Consider the following 23,887-nt stretch of genomic DNA (forward strand, 5'->3'; position numbering starts at 1 on the left):
TCCTAACTGAGAGCGGTCAGGCGGTCGAACATCGGGCCGAGGCGCGCCACGAAGCGCTCCGGGCGGCACACCTCGTCCAGGCGCTTCTCGTCCAGCGTGAGGCCGGCCTCCGCGGCGTGCGCGCGCAGCGTCTCGCGGAACGGCGTGCCGGTCTCCCAGGTCGCCATGGCGGCCTTCTGGACGAGCGGGTACGCCTCGTCGTCGCGCGACATGCCCGCCTCGACCAGCTCCAGCAGGACGGTCGAGGTGTAGATGAGGCCGCCGGTCGAGTCCAGGTTCTCCCGCATCCGCGCCTCGTCCACCACGAGCCCGGACATGAGGCGGTTCGTCAGGTTCAGCATGTAGTCGAGCGCGATGGAGGCGTCCGGCAGCGCGATCCGCTCGGTGGAGGAGTGCGAGATGTCGCGCTCGTGCCACAGCGGGATGCCCTCCAGCACCGGGACGATCTGGGCCCGCACGATCCGCGCCATCCCCGCCAGCCGCTCGGAGATGATCGGGTTCTTCTTGTGCGGCATCGCCGACGAGCCCTTCTGGCCCTTGCCGAACGGCTCCCACAGCTCCCGGACCTCGGTGCGCTGCCCGTGCCGCACCTCCAGCGCGATGGCCTCGCACACCGTCGCCATGATCGCCAGGGACGAGACCCACTCGCTGATCCCGTCGCGCAGGACGACCTGGGTCGACACGTCCGCGGCCTTCAGGCCGAGCTTGCGCGCGACGTGCAGCTCGATCGCCGGGTCGATGTTGGAGTACGTCCCGACCGCGCCGGAGATCGCCATCACGCCCACGGCCTCGCGGGCGCGCCGCAGCCGGTCGCGGGACCGGGCCATGGCGAACGCGAAGTCGGCGACGCGGTGGCCCCACACGTCCGGCTCGCCGTGGATGCCGTGCGTGCGCCCGACCCGCAGCGTCGCCCGGTGCGCCAGCGCGTGGTCGCGCAGCGTCGCGACGAGCGCGTCCGCCTTCTCCAGCAGGATGTCGGTGGCCTCGACCAGCTGCAGCGCGAGCGCCGTGTCGAGCAGGTCGGACGACGTCATGCCGAAGTGGACGAACCGCGCGGCCTCCCGCGGCTCGGTGTTGTCCGCCCACGCCGACAGGAAGGCGATGACGTCGTGCTGCGTCACGGCCTCGATGGCGTGCACGGCCTCCGGCGTCGGCGGCGGCGCCTTGCGCACCGGCTCCACCACCTCCGGCGGGATCGTGCCGGCCTCGGCGTGGGCCTCGACGACGAGGACCTCCACCTGGCACCACAGCTCGTACTTGTGCGCGTCGCTCCAGACGCGTCCCATCTCCGGAAGGGTGTAGCGCTCAATCACCCGACGATTGTCCCAGGCCGGGAACCGCCGCGTCCGGCCGGGTCGCCGCGTGCTCCAGCGCCAGCGCGGCGGCGACCACCAGGACGAGGGCGGTGATCTCGGCGGCGGCCACCCAGAGGCCCAGCGGAGTGACGGCGAGCGCGGCCGCGGCGGCGCCGAGCCGGATGCGGGACGGTCCGATGCGCACGGCCCGGCGGAACGCCGCGTCGCCCGCCAGGTAGAGCGCGACGCCGCCGGCGAGCGCGAGCGCGGGGCCGGCGTGCAGGCCGTCCCAGGCGTGCCCGACGGCCGTCCCCATGCCGGCCGCCGCGACGATGATCCCGATGACCAGCGGGATGTGGGCGTAGAAGTAGCCGAACATCGTCATCTGCGTGCGGCGCACGTCGTCGGCGGCGGCCAGCGACTCCTCGGCGCGCTCGTCGTCCCTGGCGAAGTAGCTCCACCAGACGGCCGCCGCGAGCGCCAGCCCGAGCAGCACGGCGACGACCAGGCCCGGGTCCAGGTGGGCGTGCTCGGCGCCCGCCCCGACCGCGATCACCGACTCGCCGATGGTGATCATGACGAGGAGCCCGTGCCGCTCGACGATGTGCGCGGCCCGGATGGTGAACAGCCCGCCCGCCGGCACGATGTACGGCTGGACGATCGGGACGACGAGCGCGAGCGTCCACAGCACGTACACGGCCGGCCCGTGGTCGAGGATCCCGGCGACGATGATGAGCGCCGCCGCGAGGAGGTTGGCCGGGAGGACGCGCAGGATGTTCGGGTTGTCCTGCGCGTACAGCGTCACATGGGCGAGCACCAGCACCAGGTACCCGAGGCCCCACAGCACGCCGCCGCCCTTGAACGCCGTCGGGGTGGCCAGGGCGACCATGAAGAACCCGCCCATCCCGACCAGGAGCAGCAGGCGCCGTCCCGCCGTCGTGGGGGTGAGGGTGTTGGTCAGCCAGGCGTAGCCGCCGTACATCCACCACAGGACGCCGAACATCAGCACGACCTGGGCCAGGCCCAGCGCGTTCAGTTCCTTGACCAGGACGTGGCTGAGCTGGGTCACCGCGAAGACGAACACCAGGTCGAAGAAGAGCTCCAGCGTCGTGACGCGGTAGACCTCCTCGCCCGCGGGCGAAGGTGATGCCATGCCTGACCTGCCTTGTATCTGTGTAATCAGGTAATCATGGCAGGGAGACGGCCTTCAGCGCGATGTCGGTCCGGTGGTGGGACCCGCGCAGGCCGATCCTGGACACGGCCTCGTAGGCGGCGGCCCGGGCGGCGGCGAGGTCGGGCCCGGTGCCGACGACGTTGAGGACGCGCCCGCCGCTCGCGACCGGCCGCCCCTCGCCGCCGAGCGCGGTGCCCGCGTGCAGGACGTAGGCGCCCTCGACCGCGGCGGCCTCCTCCAGGCCGGTGATCTCGTCGCCCTTCGCCGGGGCGGCCGGGTAGCCCTCGGCGGCCACGACCACCGTCACGGCCGCGCCCGGCAGCCATTCGAGGCGCAGGCTCGGGTCGAGGCCCCCGATCGCGCAGGCCTGGAGCAGCGTGGCGACGGGGGTGGCCAGCCGGTCCAGCACGACCTGGGTCTCGGGGTCGCCGAAGCGCGCGTTGAACTCCACCACCCGCACGCCCCGGGACGTCAGCGCGAGCCCGGCGTACAGGACGCCGACGTACGGGGTCTCGCGGCGGCGCAACTCGTCCACGGTGGGCTGGACGACGGTGGCCATGACCTCGTCCACCAGTCCGGGCGGCGCCCAGGGCAGCGGTGTGTACGCGCCCATCCCGCCGGTGTTCGGACCCTCGTCGCCGTCGTAGGCGCGCTTGAAGTCCTGCGCGGGCAGCAGCGGGACGGCGTGCTGCCCGTCGCACAGCGCGAAAAGGGAGACCTCGGGACCGTCCAGGTACGCCTCGACCACGACGCGGTCGCAGGCGTCGGCGTGCCGCAGCGCCTCGTCGCGGCTCTCGGTGACGACCACGCCCTTCCCGGCCGCGAGCCCGTCGTCCTTCACCACGTACGGCGGGCCGAAGGCGTCGAGCGCCTCCTCGACCTCCCCGCTCGACTCGCAGACCCGCGAGTCGGCGGTCGGCACCCCCGCCGCGGCCATGATCTCCTTGGCGAACGCCTTGGACGCCTCGATCTTCGCGGCGGCGCGGTCCGGCCCGAAGCAGGGGATGCCCGCCCTGCGCAGGGCGTCGCCGACCCCGGCCACCAGCACCGCCTCCGGCCCGATGACGACCAGGCTCACCCGGAGCCGCGCGGCCAGTTCCACCACCGCCGTGCGGTTCGTCGGATCGAGCTGGTGATTGTCCGCGATCTCTGCCGTGCCCGGATTGCCCGGGGCGCAGTGGAGGGCGGTGACGGCAGGGTCGCGGTGCAGGGCGCGGACGAGCGCATGCTCGCGGCCACCCGATCCAAGGACGAGTACTCGCACGTCGCGAGCTTACTGGTCCCCCACCCCGCGCCGGGCGCGCGTAACCCCTGCGCGAAGGGGCATGCGGCCCGGTGAGGCGGCCGTCACACCGGGACGTGTGAACCTGACCGATACGGGCGGCGTCCTACATATCGGCTGGTAGGCTGCCACGGGCTTGACCGCCCGCTGTCGAGGTGCCCGAAAGGAGGTGGTCGGGATGAGTCCTGGTGATACTTGCAGTTCGCCGGAGAACCCTCACAGTCCGAACCGGACTGTTCCACCGTCCGCCTCCATCTGGCGCCCGGCCGACGCTCTCGCGCGCTCCCTTCGCTGACCAGCCTGGGTTGAGCGCGCGCTGCGTGCGTGGCCGGCGGGTTAGGAGCACCTCCATGGCCATGACACGAGTCCGCCCCGGCCGCGTTCTGTTCAAGACGCGCGGCCGCCCCAGCGGCGTGCAGGCTCCGAACCGCGACTCCGCCGTCATCGACTGGGCCGCCTACATCGACGGCCACCGCGTCTGCACCGACACCATCCCCGACGCCGTCCGCCTCGTCCGCGACGGCCGGCTCACCCCCGAGGGCGACAGCGCCGGCTTCGTCTGGGTCGGCCTCCACGAGCCGTCCGCCGGCGAGCTCTCCGACCTCGCCGAGGTCTTCGGCCTGCACCCCCTCGCCGTCGAGGACGCCATCCACGCCCACCAGCGCCCCAAGCTCGAACGCTACGACGACGTCCACTTCGTCGTCATGAAGACCGTCGGCTACGTCTCCAGCGGCCCCGGCGGCGCCGAAGTCGTCGAGACCGGCGAGATCATGCTGTTCTGCGGCCCCGACTTCGTCGTCACCGTCCGGCACGGCGCCCACGGCGCGCTCGGCCCCGTCCGCCGCGACCTGGAGAAGGACCCCGCCCGCCTCGCCCTCGGCCCCGCCGCCGTCCTGCACGCCGTCACCGACCGCGTCGTGGACGGCTACGTCGGCGTCGCCGACGCCGTCATGGAGGACATCGACGAGGTCGAAGAGGCCGTCTTCTCCCCCGAGCGCACCGACGAGTCCCGCCGCATCTACCGGCTAAAGCGCGAGGTCATCCAGCTCAAGCGCGCCGTCGGCCCGCTCGCCGGCCCCCTGCGCAACCTGACCGGCCGCCGCTTCGTCCCCGCCGAGATCAAGGAGTACCTCCGCGACGTCGAGGACCACCTCACCCGCGTCCGCGAGCAGGTCGAGTCCTACGACGAACTCCTCAACCCCATCCTCCAGGCGCACATGACCCAGGTCACCGTCGCCGACAACAAGGACATGCGCAAGATCTCCGCCTGGGGCGCCATCTTCATGGTCCCCACCGCCATCGCCGGCGTCTACGGCATGAACTTCGACCACATGCCCGAGACCCGCTGGCAGTACGGCTACCCCATGATCCTCAGCGTCATCTCCCTCGCCTGCTTCGCCCTCTACCGAGGCTTCCGCAGAAACGGATGGCTCTGACATCGCATTTATCTCCTCCTTCGGGCCTGGCGGCCCTCCATCGTCGATAAACGCGGGCGATCGCTGGCATCGCTCCGACTCGCCTTGCGGCTCGCTGCGCGATCAGGTTTCTCGCTCCGCTCGAACCTGCCTTCGGACGCGATCGCAACCCTTGAGGTTGTTGCGGGGTTGCGGCGGTGGCTGGGCGTTGTGCGTCAGATGGCGGGGGTTGGTGTTTGGAGGGCCAGCAGGACGTCTGGGTAGTCGGTGACTATCGCGTCTGCGCCTTCGTGGATGAAGCGGGTCATGTCCTCGGGGGTGTTGACCGTCCAGACGATGACCGGGAGGGCCAGGGAGTGGGCCTGGTCTATGAGGGCGGCAGTGGTGATCTTGTGTTCGGGGGAGACGGCGGTGGCGCCCAGGGCGAAGGCGGCGGCCATCGGGTCGGCCGGGGAGTGGCCTGCGAGCCAGGCGGTTTCCGGGGCGAGGGTCTTGCGTTCCATCAGGGCGACGCGGCCCAGGTCCGGGTAGTGGCGGCGGGCCTCGGCCAGGACGCGCCAGTCGAAGGCCAGGAGCTGGGAGCGTCCGGTGCAGCCGAAGGCCTTGAGGACGGCCGCCGCGGAGGCGGTCAGGAGCTCCACCTCCTCGTCGGTCCAGGAGGGGTCCGTCTTCAGCTCGACGGAGAGCCCGACGCCCGTGGGGGCCAGCAGGGCGCACGCCTCGGCGAGCGTGGGGACGCGGGTGCCGGGCATCGGGGCGGCCGCGCAGCTGAGGCCCGCGTCGAGCGTCCGCAGCTGGGCGAGGGACAGTTCGCGGACGGGTCTGCCGACGTAGGGGTAGGCGGGGTCGTCCGGCCAGGCGGGGCCCGTGTCGGCGAGGACGGCGGGGGAGACCACCTGGTCGTGGCCGAGGACGACCACGCCGTCCGAGGACAGGCCCACGTCCAGCTCGATCACGTCGACGCCGAGGTCGAGGGCGTGGGCGAAGCCGGGCAGGGTGTTCTCCGGACGGAGGCCGCGCGCCCCGCGATGTCCGTGCACCTCGACGGAAGAGATCACCGAACGCACGCTACCGCCCGTGACCGAACGCCCAGTGAGGAACGGGTGAGCGGGAGGGAAACGCGAGGTCAGACCAGGGGCCTGAGCGAAAGGGTCTGGTCGCGGCCGGGGCCCACGCCGATCGCGGAGATCTGGGCGCCGGACATCTGCTCCAGCGCCCGGACGTACGCCTGCGCGTTGGCGGGCAGGTCCTCGAACTTCTGGGCGCCGGTGATGTCCTCCTGCCAGCCGTCCAGGTACTCCAGGACGGGCTTGGCGTGGTGGAACTCGGTCTGCGTCGTGGGCAGCTCGTCCACCCGGACGCCGTCGATCTCGTAGGCGACGCACACCGGGACCCGGTCCAGGCCGGACAGGACGTCCAGCTTGGTCAGGAAGTAGTCGGTGATGCCGTTGACGCGGGTGGCGTAGCGGGCGATCACGGCGTCGAACCAGCCGCAGCGGCGGTCGCGGCCGGTGGTCACGCCGTACTCGCCGCCGGTCGTGCGCAGGTACTCGCCCTGCTCGTCCAGCAGCTCCGTGGGGAACGGACCGGACCCGACCCGGGTCGTGTAGGCCTTGAGGATGCCGATCACGCGGGTGATCTTGGTGGGGCCGACTCCGGAGCCCGCGCAGGCGCCGCCGGCCGTGGGGCTGGACGACGTCACGAACGGGTACGTTCCGTGGTCGATGTCCAGCAGCGTGCCCTGCGCGCCCTCCAGCAGGACGACCTTGTCGTCGTCCAGCGCCTTGTTCAGGACGAGGGTGGTGTCGGCGACGAACGGCTTGAGGCGCTCGCCGTAGGCCAGGTACTCCTGGACGATCGGCCCGGTCTCGATGCGGCGGCGGTTGTAGACCTTCGTCAGGACCTGGTTCTTCTCGCGCAGGGCCAGGTCGAGCTTCTGCGTGAGGATGTTCGGGTCGAACAGGTCCTGGACGCGGATGCCCATCCGGTTGATCTTGTCGGCGTAGGTGGGGCCGATGCCGCGGCCGGTGGTGCCGATCCGGGCCTTGCCGAGGTAGCGCTCGGTGACCTTGTCGAGGGCGCGGTGGTGCGGCATGATCAGGTGCGCGTTCGCCGAGATCAGCAGCCGCTCGCAGCCGATGCCGCGGTCCCGCAGGCCGTCGATCTCCTGCAGCAGCACGGCGGGGTCGATCACCACGCCGTTGCCGATCACGGGGACGACGTCGGGCGACAGCACTCCGGACGGCAGCAGGTGCAGCGCGTAGCTCTTGTCGCCGATGACCACGGTGTGGCCCGCGTTGTTGCCGCCCTGGTAGCGGACGACGTAGTCGACGTCCCCACCGAGCAGGTCTGTCGCCTTGCCCTTGCCCTCATCTCCCCACTGGGCACCGACAAGAACGATGGCAGGCATGCCACTTTCCCTTCCCACGACGAAGGCCCCGGTCGCCGCAAGCGCGAAGGGGCCTCTTGCGATCAAAGCGTACCCGCAGGCGGGCGACAAAGAAACCGGAGGCGGCCGATGGCCGCCGGTCACCGGCCTCGGCGCGGCCAGTAGTTCTCTGCGAACAGCTTCGCGACCAGCTCGCCGCGGCTCGACACGCGCGTCTTGGCGAACACCGCCTTGACGTGGTCGCGGACGGTGTGCGGGGAGATGACCAGTTCGGCGGCGATGCCGCCGGTGGTCAGCCCGCGCGCGATCAGCTGGGTGATCTCCAGCTCGCGGGCGGACAGGCCGTACGCCTCCGCGATGACCGGCGCCATGTCGGAGCCGGCGGCCGGCTGGACGACCACGGCGGTGGGGCCGGGCGAGCCGGGGACCCCGTCCATGCAGGAGGCGTGGACGACGAGCCACTGGCCGTCGCGGGTGCGGATCCGGACGCGGGCCGCTCCGCGGTCGCGGCCGGCGGCGACGGCGCGGGCCTGCGCGGCCGTCGCGGCGAGCCAGACCGGCAGGGGCGGGCCCAGCGGGGACGGGACGGACGGGCCGTCCGGGAGCCGGGAGAGGAGGTCGCGCGCCTCGTCGTTGATCGAGAAGGGCGTGCCGGCCGGGTCGAACAGGATGAGCCCCGGGTCCTGCCCGGCGGCCCCGGCCGGCGGCCGGACGGGCCGGGCCAGCTCGCGAAGGCGGTCGGCGAGGGGCGCGGAGAGGCCCGCGACGAGGGAGACCTCCGCGGGGCCGAACGGCTCCCGGCCCTTCTCGCGGAACAGGCTGACGACGCCCCAGGGCCGGCCGCCGGTCCGCAGGACGGCGCGCAGCTCGTCTCCGATCCCCTGGCGGCCGAGCAGCCTGCGGTACTGCGCGCTGCGGGCGGGCAGTCCGCCGGTGCTCGCCACGAGCCCGGCGGCCGGGACGGGGGCGCGGGCCAGGTCGCGGTAGGGCAGCACGGTCTCCTCCAGGAGCGCGCACTCCCAGTAGGCGAAGCACTGCTCGCCCCGTCCGAGGTTCTCGACCAGCATCGGCGCGGTGATCAGCCCGGTCTCCGGGTCGGTGGCCGACCACGCGGCGGCCTGGAAGCCCAGCAGCCGTCCGAGCCGCGACGAGGCGCCCGCGAACAGGCCGCCCGCGTCCCGTGCGCGTGCGGCCCGGTGGAGGAGGGCCCGCCGTTCCCGCTGGTCGATCACCGCTCCAGTCTGCCCGCCCTGCGCGGCGGGCGGACCCCCTCAGATGGGGGATCGCGGTCCGGAGCGATCCCCTGCCCGCGGGGGATGGGGCGGGCTCGGCCGGGCGGCGAGGCTCGGCGGCATGGACATCGCGATCATCGGGGCGGGTGCGGCGGCCGTCGCGCTGCTGGACGCCCTCGACTCCTCGGACATCCGTTCCGTCACCGTGTTCGACCCCTCGCCGTCGCCCTGGCGCGGCCGTCCCTACCAGCCGGACCTGGACTCCGTGCTCGTCAACGCCCCACCGGAGATCATGTCGATCCGGCACGGGGACCGGGAGCACTACGCGCGCTGGCTGGACGGGGACGCGCACGCCGGAGCCCACACCGACGAGCGGCTCGGCCGCCCGATCCCGCCGCGCGCCGTGTACGGGCGGTACCTGGTGGACACGGCGGAGGCCGCGCTCGCCCGGTTCGCCCGGACGGAGCTGGTCGGCGCGGCGGTGACCGGGGTGTCCCTCGCGGGCCGCCCGGTCGTGCGAACGGCGGACGGACGCCGCCACCCCGCCGACCAGGTCGTCCTGTGCGTCGGCGGGGGCGTCCCTCGGGACGGCTACGGGCTGGCGGGCGCGCCCGGCTTCGTCGCCGATCCGTATCCCCTGCGGCGGACCCTCGCCGGCGTCCCGCCCCGAAAGAACGTGGCGGTCATCGGGACCGGCCTGACCGCGGTCGACATCGTGGCGTCACTGGCCGCGCGCGGGCACGCCGGCAGGATCAGCATGGTCTCGCGGAGCGGGACCCTCCCGTTCGTCTGGCAGCGTCCCCTTCCGACCGACCTCCGGTACCTGGCGCCCGATCGCCTGCGGTCCCTGGAGGGGCCGGTCCGGCTGGCGGAGTTCACCGAGCTGATCCGCATGGAACTGGCGGCTCACGGCGAGAGCTGGGACGCCCTCGCGGCCTGGATCGCCGCGGCGCCGGGACGGGACCCGGCGGCGAGCCTGCGCGAGCAGCTCGCCATGGTGGACGCGCCGCGGCTCGGCCGGCGGATCGTGCAGGAGGCCGCGCACACCGCCGGCCCGGTCGCGTGGCGGCTGCTCGCGGCGAGTGACCGGGAGCGGCTCCGCGGCCGCCACTTCCGGACGATCACGAGCGCGGCCTCGCCGATGGTGCCCCGCAATGCCGCGCTGCTGCTGGAGCTGTTCGAGGCGGGGACGCTGGAGGCGCTGTCCGGGGTCGAGAAGATCGAGGCGGGGTCCGCGTTCGAGATCACGCATGCGGCGGGCGTCCGCACCGCCGACATCGTGATCAACGCGGTCAACCCGCCGCCGCACGCGATCCCCCGGGCGGCCGAGCCGCTCGTCTCGTCGCTCCTGGCCCAGGGCGCGGTGCTGGACCCGGACGGCGGCCTCGCCGTCGACCCCGGTACGGGACGGGTCCTCGTCGGCGGACGGCCCGATCACCGCCTGCACGTGGCCGGCGACCTCGCCGGCGGCGGACCCTTCCTGGTGTCGGGCATCCCCGGCGTCGCCGCCCAGGCGTCCCGGGCGGCGCGCTCGATCGGTGGGGTCAGGAGCCGTTGAGGGCGTCGGCGGCCTCGGCGCTGCTGTCGCGGAGGAACGTCCTGCAGCGCTCGGCCTCGGAGTCTTCCCCGATGGCGGCGGCGGCCCGGGCGAGGGCGTGCAGGGCGCGCAGGAAGCCGCGGTTCGGCTCGTGCTCCCACGGGATGGGGCCGTGGCCCTTCCAGCCCGCCCGGCGCAGCTGGTCCAGCCCGCGGTGGTAGCCGGTGCGGGCGAACGCGTAGGAGTCGATGACGCTGCCCTTGGCGAAGGAGCGGTCGGCCAGCTCGGCCCACGCGCCCGGGTGGTCCGGGTGGCGCGCGGCGACCTCGAACGGGTCGACGCCCTCCTCCAGGGCCGTCCGGGCTTCGGGGTTGTCCGGAAGTTCGGTCGGAGCGGGGCCGCCGAGCAGGTTCTGGGTCATGCCGGTCATGGTAAGCGGGCGCCCCCCACCGGATTCAACCGGCCGGGGTCAGGCGGGCACGGAAAGCGGCAGGCGGAAGCGGGCGGAGCCGCCGTCCCTGGAGGAGCGGGCCGCCGGCCAGCCGCTCCGGACGAACATGAGCGCCTGCCGGTTGGTGAGGATGACGTCCGCGCCGAACTCGGTGACGCCGCGCCGTCCGGCGAGCTCGGACAGGCAGCCGACGAGGGCGCGGCCGAGGCCCCGGCGCTGCCAGGGGTCGGCGACCAGGACGGCGAGGTCGGCGCGCCAGGCCCGCGTCGCGTCGCGGACGTATTCGGCGATGCCGAGGATCTCGTCCCCGTCCAGCGCGACGAGGGCCTCGCGGTCCCAGTGGTCGAGGCCCTCCAGGAGGCCGACGTAGTGGTCGGGCAGGCGGGGCGTGCCGGAGAAGAAGCGCATGTAGAGGCTCGCGGCCGACAGGCGGTCGGACATGCGCCGGACGCGGTCGCGGTCGGTGACGCCGTACGGGCGGATCCGGACGTCGTCGAGCACGGTGTCCATCCGGGCGACGGTGCGCCCATCGAGTTGCTTCACACAACTCATTGGATCGCAGAAAGTTGTGTGAAGCAACCTCGGCGCGCGTTCTCAGGTCGCCGGACGGCGGCCGAGGAAGGCGACGAGACGGTCGCCGGGCGTCGCGTGCGGGCCGGGGTCCACCGGGTCGCCGAACAGCGGCAGGCGGCCGCAGGGCGGCGCCAGGGTCCGCCACACGTCCAGGAGATCGGTGGCCAGGTCCGGAGGAATGGGCCGCGCCGCGCCGGTCGCCTGCGCCACGTCCCAGCCGTGCACGGCCGCCTCCAGAGCCCCCGCGCCGACCACCGCCTCCACGGGGAGGCAGCGGTCGCCGATCGCCGCCGTCCCCGCGGCGCCGTCCGGGCGGCGGGAGGAGGCCATGGTGTGGCGCAGCACCCGGACGGCGTGGACGCGCAGCGCCGAGACCGGGTCGCCGGCCGGTTCGACCGGGGCCGGACGGATGCCGACCCGGCCCGCGGCCAAGCCCTCGTGCACCGCCGCAAGGGAGTCGCCGATGTGCAGCAGCAGCGTGTTGAGATTCCATGCCGCGCACGGCGTCGGGTGCGTGAGCATCGGCCGCGCGACGTGCTGGACGGTGGTCAGGAGATAACCGATCGAGCGCTCCAGGATGCACGCGTCGGATCGCAGGGGCGCCGATGCGCCGGTCGCCTCACGCATTCGGCTCCTCACCTCGCCGGGATGATCACATGTACAGACCCGCGCGGCGGCGAGAAATCATCGGCGGCCGTTGCCGGTCCACCTCGTGAGGGGGCGGTGAAAAGCGCGGCGTCGCCGTTTACGAGGGAAGACGCACGATCCGCAGGAATGCGGGGAGGACCCAGGGCCGCCGGCCCCGGATGACGACCTTGCGGCTCAGCACCGCCCGCGCCCTGCCGATCCGTCCGAACAGCATCAGGTTGAGCGCCGTCGGGTCGAAGAAGAGCCGCACGTCGGGGCGGCCGTCCGGCTCCTCCACGGTGACGAACCCGTCGGTCATCGCCATCACCACGGGGGCGGTGTGGTCGGAGCGGAACTCGACGGAGATCCGCCCGGCGGGCGCGGGGCCGTGGCCGTCCAGCAGCCGTCCGTACCCGTACTCGGTCACCCCGACGAGGAACATCTCGAAGAAGGGGGCCGCCTCCCGCGACGGGACGTGCCAGGGCCTGCGCAGGGGCCGGGCCATGTCCCGCCCGTGGATCTGGAGCTCGTTGAGGAGATGCGCCAGCAGCCCGCCGAGCGGGACGCGCGAGCCGCCCAGCCAGGGCAGCGCCGTCGTCGGATCCGCGTCCCGCGTCGCCGTCAGGATCCGGTCGACATCGCGGACCAGGAGGTCGGCGAGCGCCCGCGGATCGCGCTCGGGGAAAAGGCGCAGCAATTCCTCGTTCGCGGCGTCGACCGTATCGACGATCGTGCTCCGGACGAGTTCATCGGGCACGGCCAGGGGATCGTCGCACCCGGCGGGATCGACCATCTGGTGATAGAACCGCGCGAGAGTGGCGACGTGCGCCGCCGTATCGGTGACGGTCCAGGTGGCGGTGGCATTCGCGTCGGAACCGGGCGAGGTCAGCAGCTCGGCGAACCGGTCGCCGGTCTCGCGCAGAAACGTCCGGGTCGCCGCCCAGTTCTCTTCCGTAAGCCGAACCACCATGGCCAGATGGTCGCAATTTCCGTCGAGCCCGGCAAGCTTTCAAAAAGGGGGACCGAATTCCGCGAAACGGCCAGTAACTCCGGCGGCCCGGGTCAGGCCGCCGCCGCCCGCGCGGCGGTGAACGCGGCCCATGCCAGGCATTCCAGCAGGCGGGCGTCCGCACCGTCGTCGCGGCGGAACTCCGCGATGACCGCCGGGCCGACCCGGTGCGAGGCGAGCGCGGTCAGCAGCACGAGCCGTCCGGCGGGACGGTCCGCCGCCGGAAGCCCGGCCACGGCCGCGTCGATCCGCGCGGGCTCCGCCGTGCGCCCGTCCCACCCGGCGAGCTCGGCGGCCAGCAGATCCCGGACCGGCGCCGGCACCACCCGCTCGCCCGCCCGGTCGATGACGGCCGACGCGCGCGCGAGCGCATCGGCGATCACCTCGTTGCCCGCCGTCCAGGGCGGCGCGCCGGACGCCGGCGCGGCCGGCAGCAGGTCGAGGGAGTCGCCCGGCGCGGGCCGGGCGCGCGAGCTCGCGGCCATCAGGCGGCCCACCACCCGGCTGATCGCGCCGTGCGCCCGTGCCGGGGCCCTCGGGGGGAACGGCGAGTCGCCCAGGAAGATGTTGACCATCCGGTTGTAGTAGTGGAAGGCGAAGGCGGTGCCGACGATCTCGGGCGCCTGCTCGGGCGGGAACGGGCGCCCGGGCGCCCCGGGCGTGCCGAACCGCTCGCCCCACTCGGCGATCGCGCGGATGCGCGGGTCGCCCACCTCGCCGAGCCTGCCCGCGGCGATCGCGGCGGCGTCGCGCCCGCGCACGAGCCCGTGCAGCGTGGTGCTGTGCGCCGCCACGCAGTAGGGGCAGGAGTTGCCGAGCGACACCGCCGCGGCGGCGGCCTCCTTGGCCGCGCGGTCGGCCTCCCCCGGCACGACCAGGGTCTCGCGCAGCATCGTCCACACGGCGGCGAGCAGGTCGGGGACGGGGGAGTGCAGGATCACCGGCGGCGCGAGGATGCCGAAGTCCCGTTCGAGCTGGCCGTAGACCCGCGCGACCAGCCCCCGGGCGGCCGCGTGCCGGACGACTGAGACGTGCGCGACCTGCGCTTCCGCCCCGCGCCGCGCCGCCCGGACCAGACTGCTGTTCATCGCCGAACCACGCCCTGCCGTCCTCGGTGCGCGCCTGGGCTCGGATGGTACCGACGGAGGCCGGAAAGCACAGCCGCCCCCGCGACGGCCGCGAGCACTCCGGGAGCATCTCGGGCCGTCCGGAAAGGGACCGCCATGACGGGAGACCGGCTCGGGGGCGTCCGGCGGAACTAGGGCCTGGCTCGAAGGGGGCCCGGACTCCGGAACACGGCCTAGGCGCTCGGGCCTGGGCGGGGGGCGACGTCGGCGGGGCCGAGGTGCGCGCCGCAGGAGCCGCACGTGAACGCGGGGGTCAGCGCGCCGTCGCAGCCCCGGTGCCCGATGATCAGCGGCGGGCCCTCCGGCGCGTAGTGGCGGTCGCCCCACATCATCAGGGTCATGACCGCGGGCCACAGCTCCACGCCCTTGCGGGTCAGCCGGTACTCGTGCCGCTCCGGCCGCTGCTGGTACGGGACGCGGCGCATGATGCCCTCGTCGCAGAGCCGGTTGAGCCGGTCGGTGAGGACGTTGCGGGCCACGCCCAGGGCCTGCTGGAAGTCGTCGAAGCGCCGCACGCCCTGGAACGCGCTGCGGATCACCAGCATCGTCCAGCGGTCGCCGACGACCTCCAGCGAGCGGGCGACCGAGCAGTTCTGCGAGTCGTACGTGCGGGGCAGTGCCACGCTTCGGAGCCTACCCGCGTTTCGTCAGGCAACGGGCATGGCCGGGGGCCCTGCGGCCCCCGGCCCGCTCCGCTACTTCAGCTTCTGGCCGGCGGACTGGAGGTTCTCGGCGGCCTGGACGATGCGGGCGGCCATCGCGGCCTCCGCCGCCTTGCCCCATGAGCGCGGGTCGTACTGCTTCTTGTTGCCGACCTCGCCGTCGACCTTCAGCACGCCGTCGTAGTTGCGGAACATGTGATCGGCGACCGGGCGGGTGAAGGCGTACTGGGTGTCGGTGTCGATGTTCATCTTGACGACGCCGTACGACACCGCCTCCCGGATCTCCTCCAGCGTGGAGCCCGAGCCGCCGTGGAACACCAGGTCGAACGGCTTGTCCTTGCCGTACTTGGCGGCGACCGCGTCCTGGATCTCCTTGAGCACCGCGGGACGCAGCTTGACCGAGCCCGGCTTGTAGACGCCGTGCACGTTCCCGAACGTCGCGGCCAGGATGTAGCGGCCCTTCTCGCCCACGCCGACGGCCTCGGCGGTCGCGAGCGCGTCGCCGGGCGTCGTGTAGAGCTTCTCGTTGATCTCGTTGGCGACGCCGTCCTCCTCGCCGCCCACGACCCCGATCTCCATCTCCATGATGATCCGGGCCTTGGCGCACTCCTCCAGGAGTTCGGCGGCGATCCGCAGGTTCTCGTGCAGCTCGACGGCGGACCCGTCCCACATGTGCGACTGGAACAGCGGCTCCTCGCCGCGCGCCACCCGCTCCTGCGAGATCTTCACCAGCGGCCGCATGAAGCCGTCCAGCTTGTCCTTCGGGCAGTGGTCGGTGTGCAGGGCGATGTTCACCGGGTACTTGGCCGCCACGACCCGGGCGTACTCCGCCAGCGCGGTCGCGCCCGTGACCATGTCCTTCACCGTGGAGCCGGACAGGTACTCGGCTCCTCCGGTGGACACCTGCACGATGCCGTCGCTCTCGGCCTCCGCGAAACCGCGCAGCGCGGCGTTCAGCGTCTGGCTGGACGTCACGTTGATCGCGGGGAAGGCGAAGCCGTCGCGCTTCGCACGGTCGAGCATCTCCGCGTAGACCTCGGGCGTTGCGATGGGCATTGTCAGCGTCCTTTCATACGCAGGGTGCCGCCGGGCATCCGGCCGGGCGGTAGCTCCCGGACGTCCGCGTACCCAGTGACTGCCCAGGTCACGCGGTTTCCGGGTCGGGCATGCCGTCCGCGCCCAGTATCTCGCCTAATCGGAGCGTGGGGAAAGGTACGCTCGCTGTGTGGATCTCACTGCCCTTCCCCTTGACATCACCGAGTGGCTGCACCCGACCGCATGGCTGCAGCTTTTCGGCACATTCGCGACGATCGGCGTGCTCGCCATCATCTTCGCGGAGACCGGCCTGCTGATCGGCTGCATCCTTCCGGGCGACTCGCTGCTGTTCACGGCGGGGATCCTCACGGCGGTCTCGACCGTCAACGGCCAGGACTTCCAGCCGCTGTCGCTGCCCTGGCTGCTGATCGGCGGGCCGGTGGCGGCGATCGCCGGCGCCCAGCTCGGCCACTTCCTCGGCGCCCGCTACGGCCGCAAGCTCTTCGACCGGCCGGACTCGCGCATCTTCAAACAGGAGTGGGTGGAGAAGGCCGAGTACTACTTCAACCGGTTCGGCCCCGCGAAGGCGGTGGTCCTTGCCCGGTTCATCCCGATTGTCCGGACGTTCCTCAACCCGCTCGCCGGGATGCTGGGCATGGACGCGAAGAAGTTCTTCGTCTGGAACGCGATCGGCGGCATCGTCTGGACGGACGCGCTGTTCCTCCTCGGCCACTTCCTCGGGTCCGAAGTGCCCGACGTTGAGAAATACATCCTCCCGGGCGTAGCGGTCATCCTGGTTCTCTCGGTCATTCCGATCATTCGGGAGGTCCTGAAGGGGCGCAAAGCGGACCACGGTCCGAATAAGAATGGTCCGGAAGAGTCCCGTCCGTCGCTCAGCGGTGACAGTTATCGCTAACCTCCCCATGTGGGACGTCACCGGTCGGACCCTAGGGGTCTCGCGCGCATACTGATCGCGGCCTTGGCCGTGATGGCCGCCTTGGCCCTGCTCATCGTCGGGGGCATGGCCCTGGTCAACGCGATCATGAGCGAGCCCGACAAGAAGGGACCCGCGACGGGTGCATCGCCATCGGGTGACGGCGGGCGGACGACGCCGAGCAGCAACGAGACCACGACCTCGCCGACGGCGCCGCTCCCCCTGGTGATCCGCGTGACCGGCCAGCCGACGACCGTCGTGGTCCGGGTGGCCGACGCCGGCGGCAAGGTGCTCGCCAACAGCACGCTCAACACCGGCGACACCCTCCAGTTCAAGGAGGCGCCCCTGCAGGTCGTCGCCCTCAACGGCGGCTCCCTGCAGGTCGCGATCTACGGCAAGGTCCAGCCGCGCGAGCCGAACGGCCAGCGCGCCCAGTGGCTCGTCAAGGCCCGCTAGCCGAGACCGAGGTCGGCGACCTCGTAGGGGTGCCGGTACTCCAGGCCCTCCTCGGCGATCCGGCCGGCCGCGCCGCGCTCCAGGATCGTCGCGACCGCCACCACCTCCGCCCCCGCCTCGCGCAGCGCCTCCACCGCCGTGAGGACGGAGCCTCCGGTGGTCGAGGTGTCCTCCACGGCGAGGACCCGGCGCCCCGCCACGTCCGGCCCCTCGATCCGGCGCTGCAGCCCGTGGGCCTTGCCCGCCTTGCGGACGACGAACGCGTCCAGGGCCCGGCCGCGGGCCGCCGCCGCGTGCAGCATCGCGGCGGCCACCGGGTCCGCCCCGAGCGTCAGCCCGCCCACGGCCTCGTAGTCGAGGTCCGCGGTCGCGTCCAGCATGACCCGTCCCACGAGCGGGGCCGCGGCCCCGTCCAGCGTCACCCGGCGCAGGTCCACGTACCAGGACGCCCGCTTCCCCGAGGACAGCACGAAGTCGCCGTGCACCACGGCCTTGTCCTTGATCTTCTGCAGCAGCTCATCACGATCGCTCACGTGCAGAACCCTATTGACCCTGCGTACGCGCTCCGTCCCCGCCGTGTACGGTTCGCGGGGTGACACCCGGAACCGTCGTCCTGCTGCACGCCCCCGGCGCCACCGCGGCCTCCTGGGGCGACCTTCCCGAGATGCTCCGCTCGTACGGCCTGGACGTCGTGGCGCCGGACGTCCCGGACGACTCCGGCCCCCGCTACATCGCCCGCGTCTCGCTCACCATCACCGCGACCGCCCCGGTGCCGCCGCTCGTCCTCGTGGCGCACGGGGCCGCCGGCCCCCTGCTGCCCGGCATCGGCCTGGCGCAGCGCGCCGCCCACCGCGCCGTGGGCGGCTACGTGTTCGTCGACGCCGATCTGCCCCGCCCGGCCCGGCACGACCACGACGCCCCGCAGGACGACCTCCCCACGGCCCCAGATTGGCCGGAGGCGCCCTGCGGGTACCTCCGGACCCATGCGGACCGCTCCGCATCCCCGGAGCACGACCAGGCCGTCAGAGAGGCTCGGCTACGCGGCTGGCCCGTGACCGAACACGAACCCCCCACCGCCGCCGCCCAATCCCTGAGCGAACTCATAGCCCGCTTGTGAGGAAGCCTGAACGGGGCGGCTCGTGACAGGGCCCTGAGTTACCCGTTCTTCAGAAGGTCGTCGAGGAGGGCGTCGTAGTCGTCTTCGCTTCGGCCCAGGTCGATGCGGGCTCGGTAGCGGAGGCGCAGGAGGGCCTCAAGACTGTCCTCGGCCAAGGCGACGTCGTCCGGGCCGGGGGTGAGGGAGTCGGCGTCCGGGGACGGCGCCTCGTCGGGGCCGCCGCCCATGCCCGTGCCCACGGCGCGGTCGCGGAGTTCGAGGACGACGTCGGCCCCGCTGGTGGCCCACTCGTGGGCACCGGTGGCGTCGCCCTGGGCGTAGAGCACCTCGGCTACGGCGCGGTACACCTCGGGGTCGCGCGGCTTGTCGGCGCGGATCTGGTCGACCAGGGCGCGGGCCTCGTCCCCGCGGCCCAGCTCGAAGAGCGCGTCGGCGAGGTAGGCGCGCGGGTCGCCGTAGGTCTCGCCGCCGTCCTCCATGGCCCGGCGGTACAGCTCGGCGGCCCGGGCGTGGTCGCCGGCGTGCTGCCACTGCTCGCCCGCCCGCAGCAGGACGTTGGCGCGTGAGACTCCGCCGGACACCGACTCGGCCAGCTCGGACAGCCTGCGGGCCGCCGAGATGTGATCGCCGGTGCGCAGGGTGTCGAACTCCAGGTCGTCGAGATCGTCTTCCGTCACATGCGTCACGGTTCAACGCTACCCGGCGCCGCCCGGCCGAAGCGGGCGAATCGATGATGATCGTGGAATACCGGGGCTAACGACGTCAGGTCACCTGCGGGAACGTTCGAGCGCGTCCCAGAAGCCGCGGCGCAGGGCGTGGCGGACCTCGTCGTGCAGCAGGAAGTCTATGGGCAGCGAGGAGCCCTGCAGGAGCCGGGCCTCGAGGTCGGACGGCATGCGCGGCTTGCGGGCGAGGACCGCCTCCAGCCACAGCGCGGGGGCGTCGCGGGCGACGGACTCGCCGAAGTCCTGGCCTTCCTGGTGGGCGGCCTTGACGGCGTCCGAGAGGGTCGGGGTCTGCTGCACCGGGACGGGGGAGATCTGCTGCGGGCCGGTGTAGGGGCCGTGCTGGCCGCCGGACGGCGACGGCTGCGGCTGGAGCGTCTGCGGGGGAGGCGGCGGGGAGGGCGCCGGGATGGGGGACGAGGTGTACTGCGGGCTGGGGGCCGGCGGCGCGGGCGGAGACGGGGCCTGCGTCGAGGACGGCCCGGCCGGGGCGGGATTCGGCGGGAGCGGCAGCCCGCCGGTGCCGTAGGACGATCCGGCGAGCCCGCCGCCCGTGCCGCCGGGCAGCGGCATGGGCCCGGTGCCGATGCCGTGCCCGCCGGTCGGGGAGGACCCGCCGCCCAGCCCGCCGGTCATGGCCGGGCCGAGGTCGCGGACCGCCGGGGCCGGCGAAGGGGCGGGCGCGGGGGCCGGGGTCGCGGGCGGGATGCTCAGCGGGGACGCGGGCGGCGGCCCGTTGCCGGCGGGGCTCTGGAGCGGGCCGAGCGAGGAGGCGTGCCCGTTCGTGCTTCCGTGCCCGTTGGACAGCGGGCTCGTCCCGAGCGAGGAGCCCCCGTCGACGCCGGTGAGCAGGTTGACGTAGGGGCGCAGGTGGCTGGAGCCGATCTCGATGAGGTCGTCGCACTCCTGGCGCAGCACCCGGGAGATCGTCCAGTTGCCGTCGACGGCGACGTGCACGACCGTGACGCGGACGCCGAGGTCCTGCGCGTCCGCGACGACCTGGGCGAGGTCCTCGTCGCCGCTGACCAGGACGGCGTCGGCGAGCGCCGAGTTGCGGGCCAGGGCCATCAGGTCGCGGTGGATCTCGGTGTCGACGCCCTCGCGGCGGCCGGGGCGGATGCGGCCGAGCCGCAGCTTGAGGCCCGGCAGGTCGGCCAGCGCGTCGTGCTCGGGGTTGCGGCGCCCCTCGACCGTCGCCTCGTACCAGTAGCAGCGCAGCAGCGGCATGCCGGTGCGCTCCCTGGCGAGGTTGCCGAGGAGTTGCAGGAGGCCGCCGAAGTCCCACGAGACGGTCTCGCGATGGCGCGTGCCGTGTACCGCCATGGCACCGTCCGCCAGCAGGTAGCCGGCGTCCACGAACAGGGCGCAGCGATCCATGCGGCACCGCCCTTCCTCAACACGGGAGCTCACAGCGTGCCCATTTCGGCGTAGCGACCCCGGGCGCTTATAGCGTAGTGAAGCCCGTCTGCCCGGTAGGCCGTTACGGCGATTCGCCACTCTTTCATGGCAAGCCGCCGGTTGGCGACTCCTCGGTAACAAGGATTCGGGAGCCGCGGCGGACGCTACCAGCCCTTCAGGCTCCGTCCGGCCCTTCCGAAGGATCTTTACGGGAAGAATCAGATGGCGGGGTCAGTGCAGGCGTGCCCGCGACCCTCACTTCAACCCGGGAGGGCGGCCGTGACCGCGGGCATCGCCGTGGGAGGCGGCGCGGTGCCGTATGAAGCGGATGTCGCCGCCTGGCGTGTCGAGGTCCAGGTGGACGCGCACCTCGACCGGCAGCAGCGGCACCCGCACTTCGATGTGGACCAGCAGGCCTCCAGGGCGTTCGACGGGACTGGGCGGGGGCGGGGCGGGCTCGGAAGGCCTGCCGACGTGCGGCGGTCTCACCCGAGGCTTCGGCGCCGGGCGGGGCGGCGTGGCCCGGGGTGCGGCCGCCGGCCGGACGGGGGCCTGCTTCTTCGCGAGCGGCTTCGCCGCCGGCGGCCTGACCGCGGGCGGTTTCGCGGCGGGCGGCCGGACGGCGGGCGGGGCGACCGGCTCGGCGGCGGCGGGCGGCGGTGTGCGAGGCGGGGGGACGGGCCGGTCGTCGGACACGAGCGTCAGGGCGAGCGCCACCGCGCAGGCGGCGGCCACCACGGACCCCGCGAGCACCTGCTGGCGGCCTTTGGGCAGATGCCGTGCCCACAGGAGGAAGCCGCCTTTGGACGCCAGGTAGGCGGTGCCCGCCGAGCCCAGGACGAGCGGCCCGATGACGTCGCGCAGTGCCGTGTTCACCTGCGCCAGTTCCGTGTGGAGGCCCTTGCAGCGCTTGCAGCCGTCCAGATGGCGCCCGACCCGGCGGGAGTCGCGGCCCGGCAGCGCGTCGCGAACGTAGGCGCCGAGCTTGTCCAGGACGGGACGGCACGCGTCGCCGGGGTCGAGGCCGTCGAGGTGCATCTGGAGGTAGGCCTGCCGCAGCCCCTCGCGGGCCCGGTAGGCGAGCGCGGCGGCGCCGTTCGCGGTCAGGCCGAGGATCGGGGCGACGTCGGCGGGCTTCTCGTCCTCGACCTCGGTGTGCCAGAGGACGGTCTGCCACCGCTCGGGCAGCGACAGGAAGGCCCGCGCGACCATCGAGCGTTCCAGCCTCTCGACCGCGGGGTCGTCGAAGGGCTCCTCGACCTCGTACGCCTCGATGTCGCCGGTGTGGTGGACGCGCCGGTCGGCGCGCTGCCGGTCGTAGACCGTCCGCCGGACGGCCGTGAGCAGGTAGGGCCGGAAGCCGGAGTCGGGCCCGCCGCCGCGCCTGAGCACGGAGAGGACCTTGGCGAACGCGTCCTGGACGGCGTCCTCGGCGGCGTCGCGCCCGGCCAGATGGCCGGCGAGCCCGCGCGCGGCGGGCAGGTGCCGCTGGTAGAGCGTGCCGTAGGCGGCGTCGTCGCCCTCGCGGGTCCGGGAGATGAGTGCGGCATCGCTCGGCTCGGCGCCGCCGGGCGCCGCCACCTCGTCCCCTGGTCCCATGCTTGCTCATTGTGACTGATTGACCACCTGTTGTCGCTCATTTTGGTCACAGATATCTGCGGGAGCCGCGTCATAGCCGGGACACGGCGCCGTTGGAGGGGTGTGGACGGCGTCTGGGCGGGGTCGTCCACGCGGCGGGTGCGTTCGTTTCATCGAGGGGGTGAAACGAACGCACCCGTCCGTCACGTGATCTCGGTGCGCCCCATCTCGGACATCGTGCCGCTGGTCCCGGGCGTCTCCCACCGCACGCCGCAGGCGCTTCCGGACAGCTCGACGGTGGCGATGGCGTTGTCGAACCAGGGGCCGTTCGTCATCCGCCACCGGATCGGCGGCGCGGGCACCTTCGCCAGCCTCGCCAGGACGCGGAACGGCCGGCCGGCGGCCCGCGAGTAGGCGATGCGGTTCGCCCACCGGAACTTGCCCTCCAGCGGGTTGCGCAGGGGCGAGCAGACGATCTGGGTGATCTTCGACTGGGTGGCGGGCGTGGTGATCCGCGCCAGGTAGGAGTAGTGGATGTCGCCGGACAGGAACGAGATGCTCGCCGGCGCGGGTCCGCGCTCCCCGCGGCCGACGGCGACGACGCCGGCGGCGACGGCGCGGAACGACCTCTCGAACGCGGCCCAGTGCTCCAGGTCGGCGGCCTGGCGGATCTTCTCGCCGACCGCCGCGCCGCGCCTGCCCCACGCGCCCTCGGCCACGGCCTCGTTCCACGACTCGGCGTGGTGGATGGCCATGGGAAGCAGGAAGGGGAGCGAGCTGGCGATGAGGAGGTGGTCCATGCCGCCCTGGCACTGGCCGTCCAGCCAGTCGAACTCCTCGTCGTCGAGCATGCCGCGCCGGTCGTCGGTGAGGAGGCGGGAGCACCGGCTGTCGACGACGATCAGGCGCGTGCCGGCCCAGTCGTGGGCGTAGCTCCAGCGCGTGGTCTCGGGCTGCTTGTCGGCCTTCTCGGCGAACGCGTCGAGGACGGCGCCCGCGTCGCCGGTCTCGTCGGAGGCGGCCCGGACGGCCGCGAAGACGGGGTCGGACGCCCGGTCCTGAGGCGACATGTTCCCGAGGTGCTGGTAGATCCAGTACGACCCGATGCCGCCGGTGATGCGCGCCTTCCACCAGGGCTGGGACCACATCTCCCGGCGCCAGGTGTACGAGGTGTTCCAGTCGTCGCGGATGTCGTGGTCATCGAAGATCGTGAAGGTGGGGACGGTGGACAGCAGCCACCGGACGGCCGGGTCGTCGTGCCAGGCGAGCTTGTAGAGCTGGGTGTAGTCCTCGTAGTCGGCGACCTCGTCGTCCGGCGGCGAGCCGGGGGCGCGGCGGCCGCTGATGAACTCGCGCATCTGGGGGGTCAGCTCGTCGGCGTACACCTGGTCGCCGACCATGAGCAGGACGTCCGGCCAGACGGCGTCCTCCCCGCCGGTCCGGAGCCTGTCGGCGAACGCGGTGAGGGCGTCGTGCCCGTACTCCTCCACGGTCCCGGGCGAGCGGCGGCAGGAGCCGAAGGAGATGCGCAGCTCGCCGTGCTCGCGCAGCGTCCTGATGTGGGACGGGGGGAACCCGGCGCCGGCCTCGGGCCAGACGGTCTCGCCGTCCGCCTCCACCTCGTACGGGATCCGCGCCCCCGGCTCCAGCCCGTCGATCTCGACGACGGCGTAGTGGTGGCCGTGCGCCGTGAAGGTGCGGGCGGCGGCGTCCACCCCCTGCTCCCGGTTGACGACCCTGACCTCGCACGGACGATCGGTCTCCACCCAGATCGTCGCGGTGCGGTGACTCACGTGCCGGAGGTGGGGGCCGAGTACCAAAGCGGTCATAGAACGCCTCTCTAGCGGACGGGCGCCGATGTGTCCACAGCG

The 23,887-nt window shown here is 73.0% G+C and carries 23 protein-coding genes; 5 read left to right on the forward strand and 18 right to left on the reverse strand.

Annotated elements, in window-relative coordinates; translation table 11 throughout:
- Positions 1–2: 2 nt before the first annotated feature.
- From purB to purD, 3 genes are read right to left on the reverse strand one after another with little or no spacing between them, the layout of a single operon-like run.
- Positions 3–1,313: an adenylosuccinate lyase gene (gene purB, locus ABWI04_RS07925; protein ID WP_353831917.1), complete on the reverse strand. Its 1,311-nt coding sequence runs from the start codon at positions 1,311–1,313 to the stop codon at positions 3–5.
- Positions 1,306–2,448 (reverse strand): low temperature requirement protein A, encoded by a 1,143-nt coding sequence (locus ABWI04_RS07930; RefSeq protein ID WP_345171391.1) that lies wholly within the window; start codon positions 2,446–2,448, stop codon positions 1,306–1,308. Before ABWI04_RS07930 ends, purB begins: the two co-directional genes overlap by 8 nt.
- Before the next feature lie 34 nt (positions 2,449–2,482).
- Complete coding sequence (purD, locus tag ABWI04_RS07935; RefSeq protein WP_353831918.1) at positions 2,483–3,733, reverse strand: phosphoribosylamine--glycine ligase; 1,251 nt, start codon at positions 3,731–3,733, stop codon at positions 2,483–2,485.
- A 368-nt stretch (positions 3,734–4,101) separates the two neighbouring features.
- Between purD and ABWI04_RS07940 the strand changes: the two genes are divergently transcribed.
- Positions 4,102–5,187 carry a magnesium and cobalt transport protein CorA gene (locus ABWI04_RS07940; protein WP_345171387.1) on the forward strand — a complete coding sequence of 362 codons (1,086 nt, stop codon included), beginning with the start codon at positions 4,102–4,104 and terminating at the stop codon, positions 5,185–5,187.
- Positions 5,188–5,381: 194 nt separating this feature from the next.
- On the opposite strand, the gene ABWI04_RS07945 is transcribed toward ABWI04_RS07940, so the two are convergent.
- The 3 genes from ABWI04_RS07945 to ABWI04_RS07955 all read right to left on the reverse strand — a co-directional run bounded on the left by ABWI04_RS07945 (position 5,382) and on the right by ABWI04_RS07955 (position 8,787).
- Positions 5,382–6,224: a glycerophosphodiester phosphodiesterase family protein gene (locus tag ABWI04_RS07945; protein WP_353831919.1), complete on the reverse strand. Its 843-nt coding sequence runs from the start codon at positions 6,222–6,224 to the stop codon at positions 5,382–5,384.
- A gap of 68 nt (positions 6,225–6,292) precedes the next feature.
- Positions 6,293–7,576: an adenylosuccinate synthase gene (locus tag ABWI04_RS07950; RefSeq protein ID WP_353831920.1), complete on the reverse strand. Its 1,284-nt coding sequence runs from the start codon at positions 7,574–7,576 to the stop codon at positions 6,293–6,295.
- Between the two features lie 119 nt (positions 7,577–7,695).
- Positions 7,696–8,787: a response regulator transcription factor gene (locus ABWI04_RS07955; RefSeq protein ID WP_353831921.1), complete on the reverse strand. Its 1,092-nt coding sequence runs from the start codon at positions 8,785–8,787 to the stop codon at positions 7,696–7,698.
- Positions 8,788–8,908: 121 nt separating this feature from the next.
- Between ABWI04_RS07955 and ABWI04_RS07960 the strand changes: the two genes are divergently transcribed.
- Positions 8,909–10,345, forward strand: coding sequence for an FAD/NAD(P)-binding protein (locus ABWI04_RS07960; RefSeq protein ID WP_353831922.1), 1,437 nt, complete (start codon positions 8,909–8,911; stop codon positions 10,343–10,345).
- On the opposite strand, the gene ABWI04_RS07965 is transcribed toward ABWI04_RS07960, so the two are convergent.
- The 7 genes from ABWI04_RS07965 to fbaA form a co-directional block, all read right to left on the reverse strand.
- Positions 10,332–10,754 (reverse strand): DUF3151 domain-containing protein, encoded by a 423-nt coding sequence (locus tag ABWI04_RS07965; protein WP_345171377.1) that lies wholly within the window; start codon positions 10,752–10,754, stop codon positions 10,332–10,334. The two genes, ABWI04_RS07960 and ABWI04_RS07965, sit on opposite strands and share 14 nt — an antisense overlap.
- Positions 10,755–10,793: 39 nt before the next feature.
- Positions 10,794–11,318, reverse strand: coding sequence for a GNAT family N-acetyltransferase (locus tag ABWI04_RS07970; RefSeq protein ID WP_378188085.1), 525 nt, complete (start codon positions 11,316–11,318; stop codon positions 10,794–10,796).
- A 51-nt stretch (positions 11,319–11,369) separates the two neighbouring features.
- Complete coding sequence (locus ABWI04_RS07975; protein WP_353831923.1) at positions 11,370–11,975, reverse strand: TIGR03086 family metal-binding protein; 606 nt, start codon at positions 11,973–11,975, stop codon at positions 11,370–11,372.
- A gap of 118 nt (positions 11,976–12,093) precedes the next feature.
- Positions 12,094–12,945 (reverse strand): maleylpyruvate isomerase N-terminal domain-containing protein, encoded by an 852-nt coding sequence (locus ABWI04_RS07980; RefSeq protein ID WP_345171371.1) that lies wholly within the window; start codon positions 12,943–12,945, stop codon positions 12,094–12,096.
- Positions 12,946–13,037: 92 nt separating this feature from the next.
- Positions 13,038–14,072, reverse strand: a complete 1,035-nt coding sequence (locus tag ABWI04_RS07985; protein WP_353831924.1) for a carboxymuconolactone decarboxylase family protein — start codon at positions 14,070–14,072, stop codon at positions 13,038–13,040.
- A gap of 212 nt (positions 14,073–14,284) precedes the next feature.
- Complete coding sequence (locus ABWI04_RS07990) at positions 14,285–14,734, reverse strand: winged helix-turn-helix transcriptional regulator (RefSeq protein ID WP_345171368.1); 450 nt, start codon at positions 14,732–14,734, stop codon at positions 14,285–14,287.
- Between the two features lie 72 nt (positions 14,735–14,806).
- Positions 14,807–15,829 (reverse strand): class II fructose-bisphosphate aldolase, encoded by a 1,023-nt coding sequence (fbaA, locus tag ABWI04_RS07995; protein WP_345171366.1) that lies wholly within the window; start codon positions 15,827–15,829, stop codon positions 14,807–14,809.
- Between the two features lie 169 nt (positions 15,830–15,998).
- Between fbaA and ABWI04_RS08000 the strand changes: the two genes are divergently transcribed.
- Positions 15,999–16,724, forward strand: coding sequence for a DedA family protein (locus ABWI04_RS08000; protein WP_345171364.1), 726 nt, complete (start codon positions 15,999–16,001; stop codon positions 16,722–16,724).
- Between the two features lie 72 nt (positions 16,725–16,796).
- A complete protein-coding gene (locus ABWI04_RS08005; protein ID WP_345171829.1) occupies positions 16,797–17,198 on the forward strand; it encodes a RodZ domain-containing protein in 402 nt (133 codons plus the stop codon).
- Here the strand turns inward: ABWI04_RS08005 and pyrE are convergent.
- On the reverse strand, positions 17,195–17,731 hold the full coding sequence (gene pyrE, locus ABWI04_RS08010) for an orotate phosphoribosyltransferase (RefSeq protein ID WP_345171362.1): 537 nt from the start codon (positions 17,729–17,731) through the stop codon (positions 17,195–17,197). The genes ABWI04_RS08005 and pyrE overlap by 4 nt on opposite strands.
- Before the next feature lie 59 nt (positions 17,732–17,790).
- Here pyrE and ABWI04_RS08015 point away from each other — a divergent pair, with 59 nt between their 5' ends.
- Positions 17,791–18,315, forward strand: a complete 525-nt coding sequence (locus ABWI04_RS08015) for a lipase family protein (protein ID WP_345171360.1) — start codon at positions 17,791–17,793, stop codon at positions 18,313–18,315.
- A 38-nt stretch (positions 18,316–18,353) separates the two neighbouring features.
- Here ABWI04_RS08015 and ABWI04_RS08020 read toward each other — a convergent pair whose 3' ends face one another.
- The 4 genes from ABWI04_RS08020 to ABWI04_RS08035 all read right to left on the reverse strand — a co-directional run bounded on the left by ABWI04_RS08020 (position 18,354) and on the right by ABWI04_RS08035 (position 23,845).
- Positions 18,354–19,001 carry a tetratricopeptide repeat protein gene (locus ABWI04_RS08020; protein ID WP_353831925.1) on the reverse strand — a complete coding sequence of 216 codons (648 nt, stop codon included), beginning with the start codon at positions 18,999–19,001 and terminating at the stop codon, positions 18,354–18,356.
- A gap of 81 nt (positions 19,002–19,082) precedes the next feature.
- Positions 19,083–20,417 carry an NYN domain-containing protein gene (locus ABWI04_RS08025; RefSeq protein ID WP_353831926.1) on the reverse strand — a complete coding sequence of 445 codons (1,335 nt, stop codon included), beginning with the start codon at positions 20,415–20,417 and terminating at the stop codon, positions 19,083–19,085.
- A 276-nt stretch (positions 20,418–20,693) separates the two neighbouring features.
- A complete protein-coding gene (locus ABWI04_RS08030; protein ID WP_353831927.1) occupies positions 20,694–22,037 on the reverse strand; it encodes a sigma-70 family RNA polymerase sigma factor in 1,344 nt (447 codons plus the stop codon).
- A 182-nt stretch (positions 22,038–22,219) separates the two neighbouring features.
- Positions 22,220–23,845: a DUF7800 domain-containing protein gene (locus ABWI04_RS08035; protein ID WP_353831928.1), complete on the reverse strand. Its 1,626-nt coding sequence runs from the start codon at positions 23,843–23,845 to the stop codon at positions 22,220–22,222.
- Positions 23,846–23,887 lie beyond the last annotated feature (42 nt).

Source organism: Actinomadura sp. NPDC000929, assembly GCF_040492065.1.
Taxonomy (GTDB): domain Bacteria; phylum Actinomycetota; class Actinomycetes; order Streptosporangiales; family Streptosporangiaceae; genus Spirillospora; species Spirillospora verrucosospora.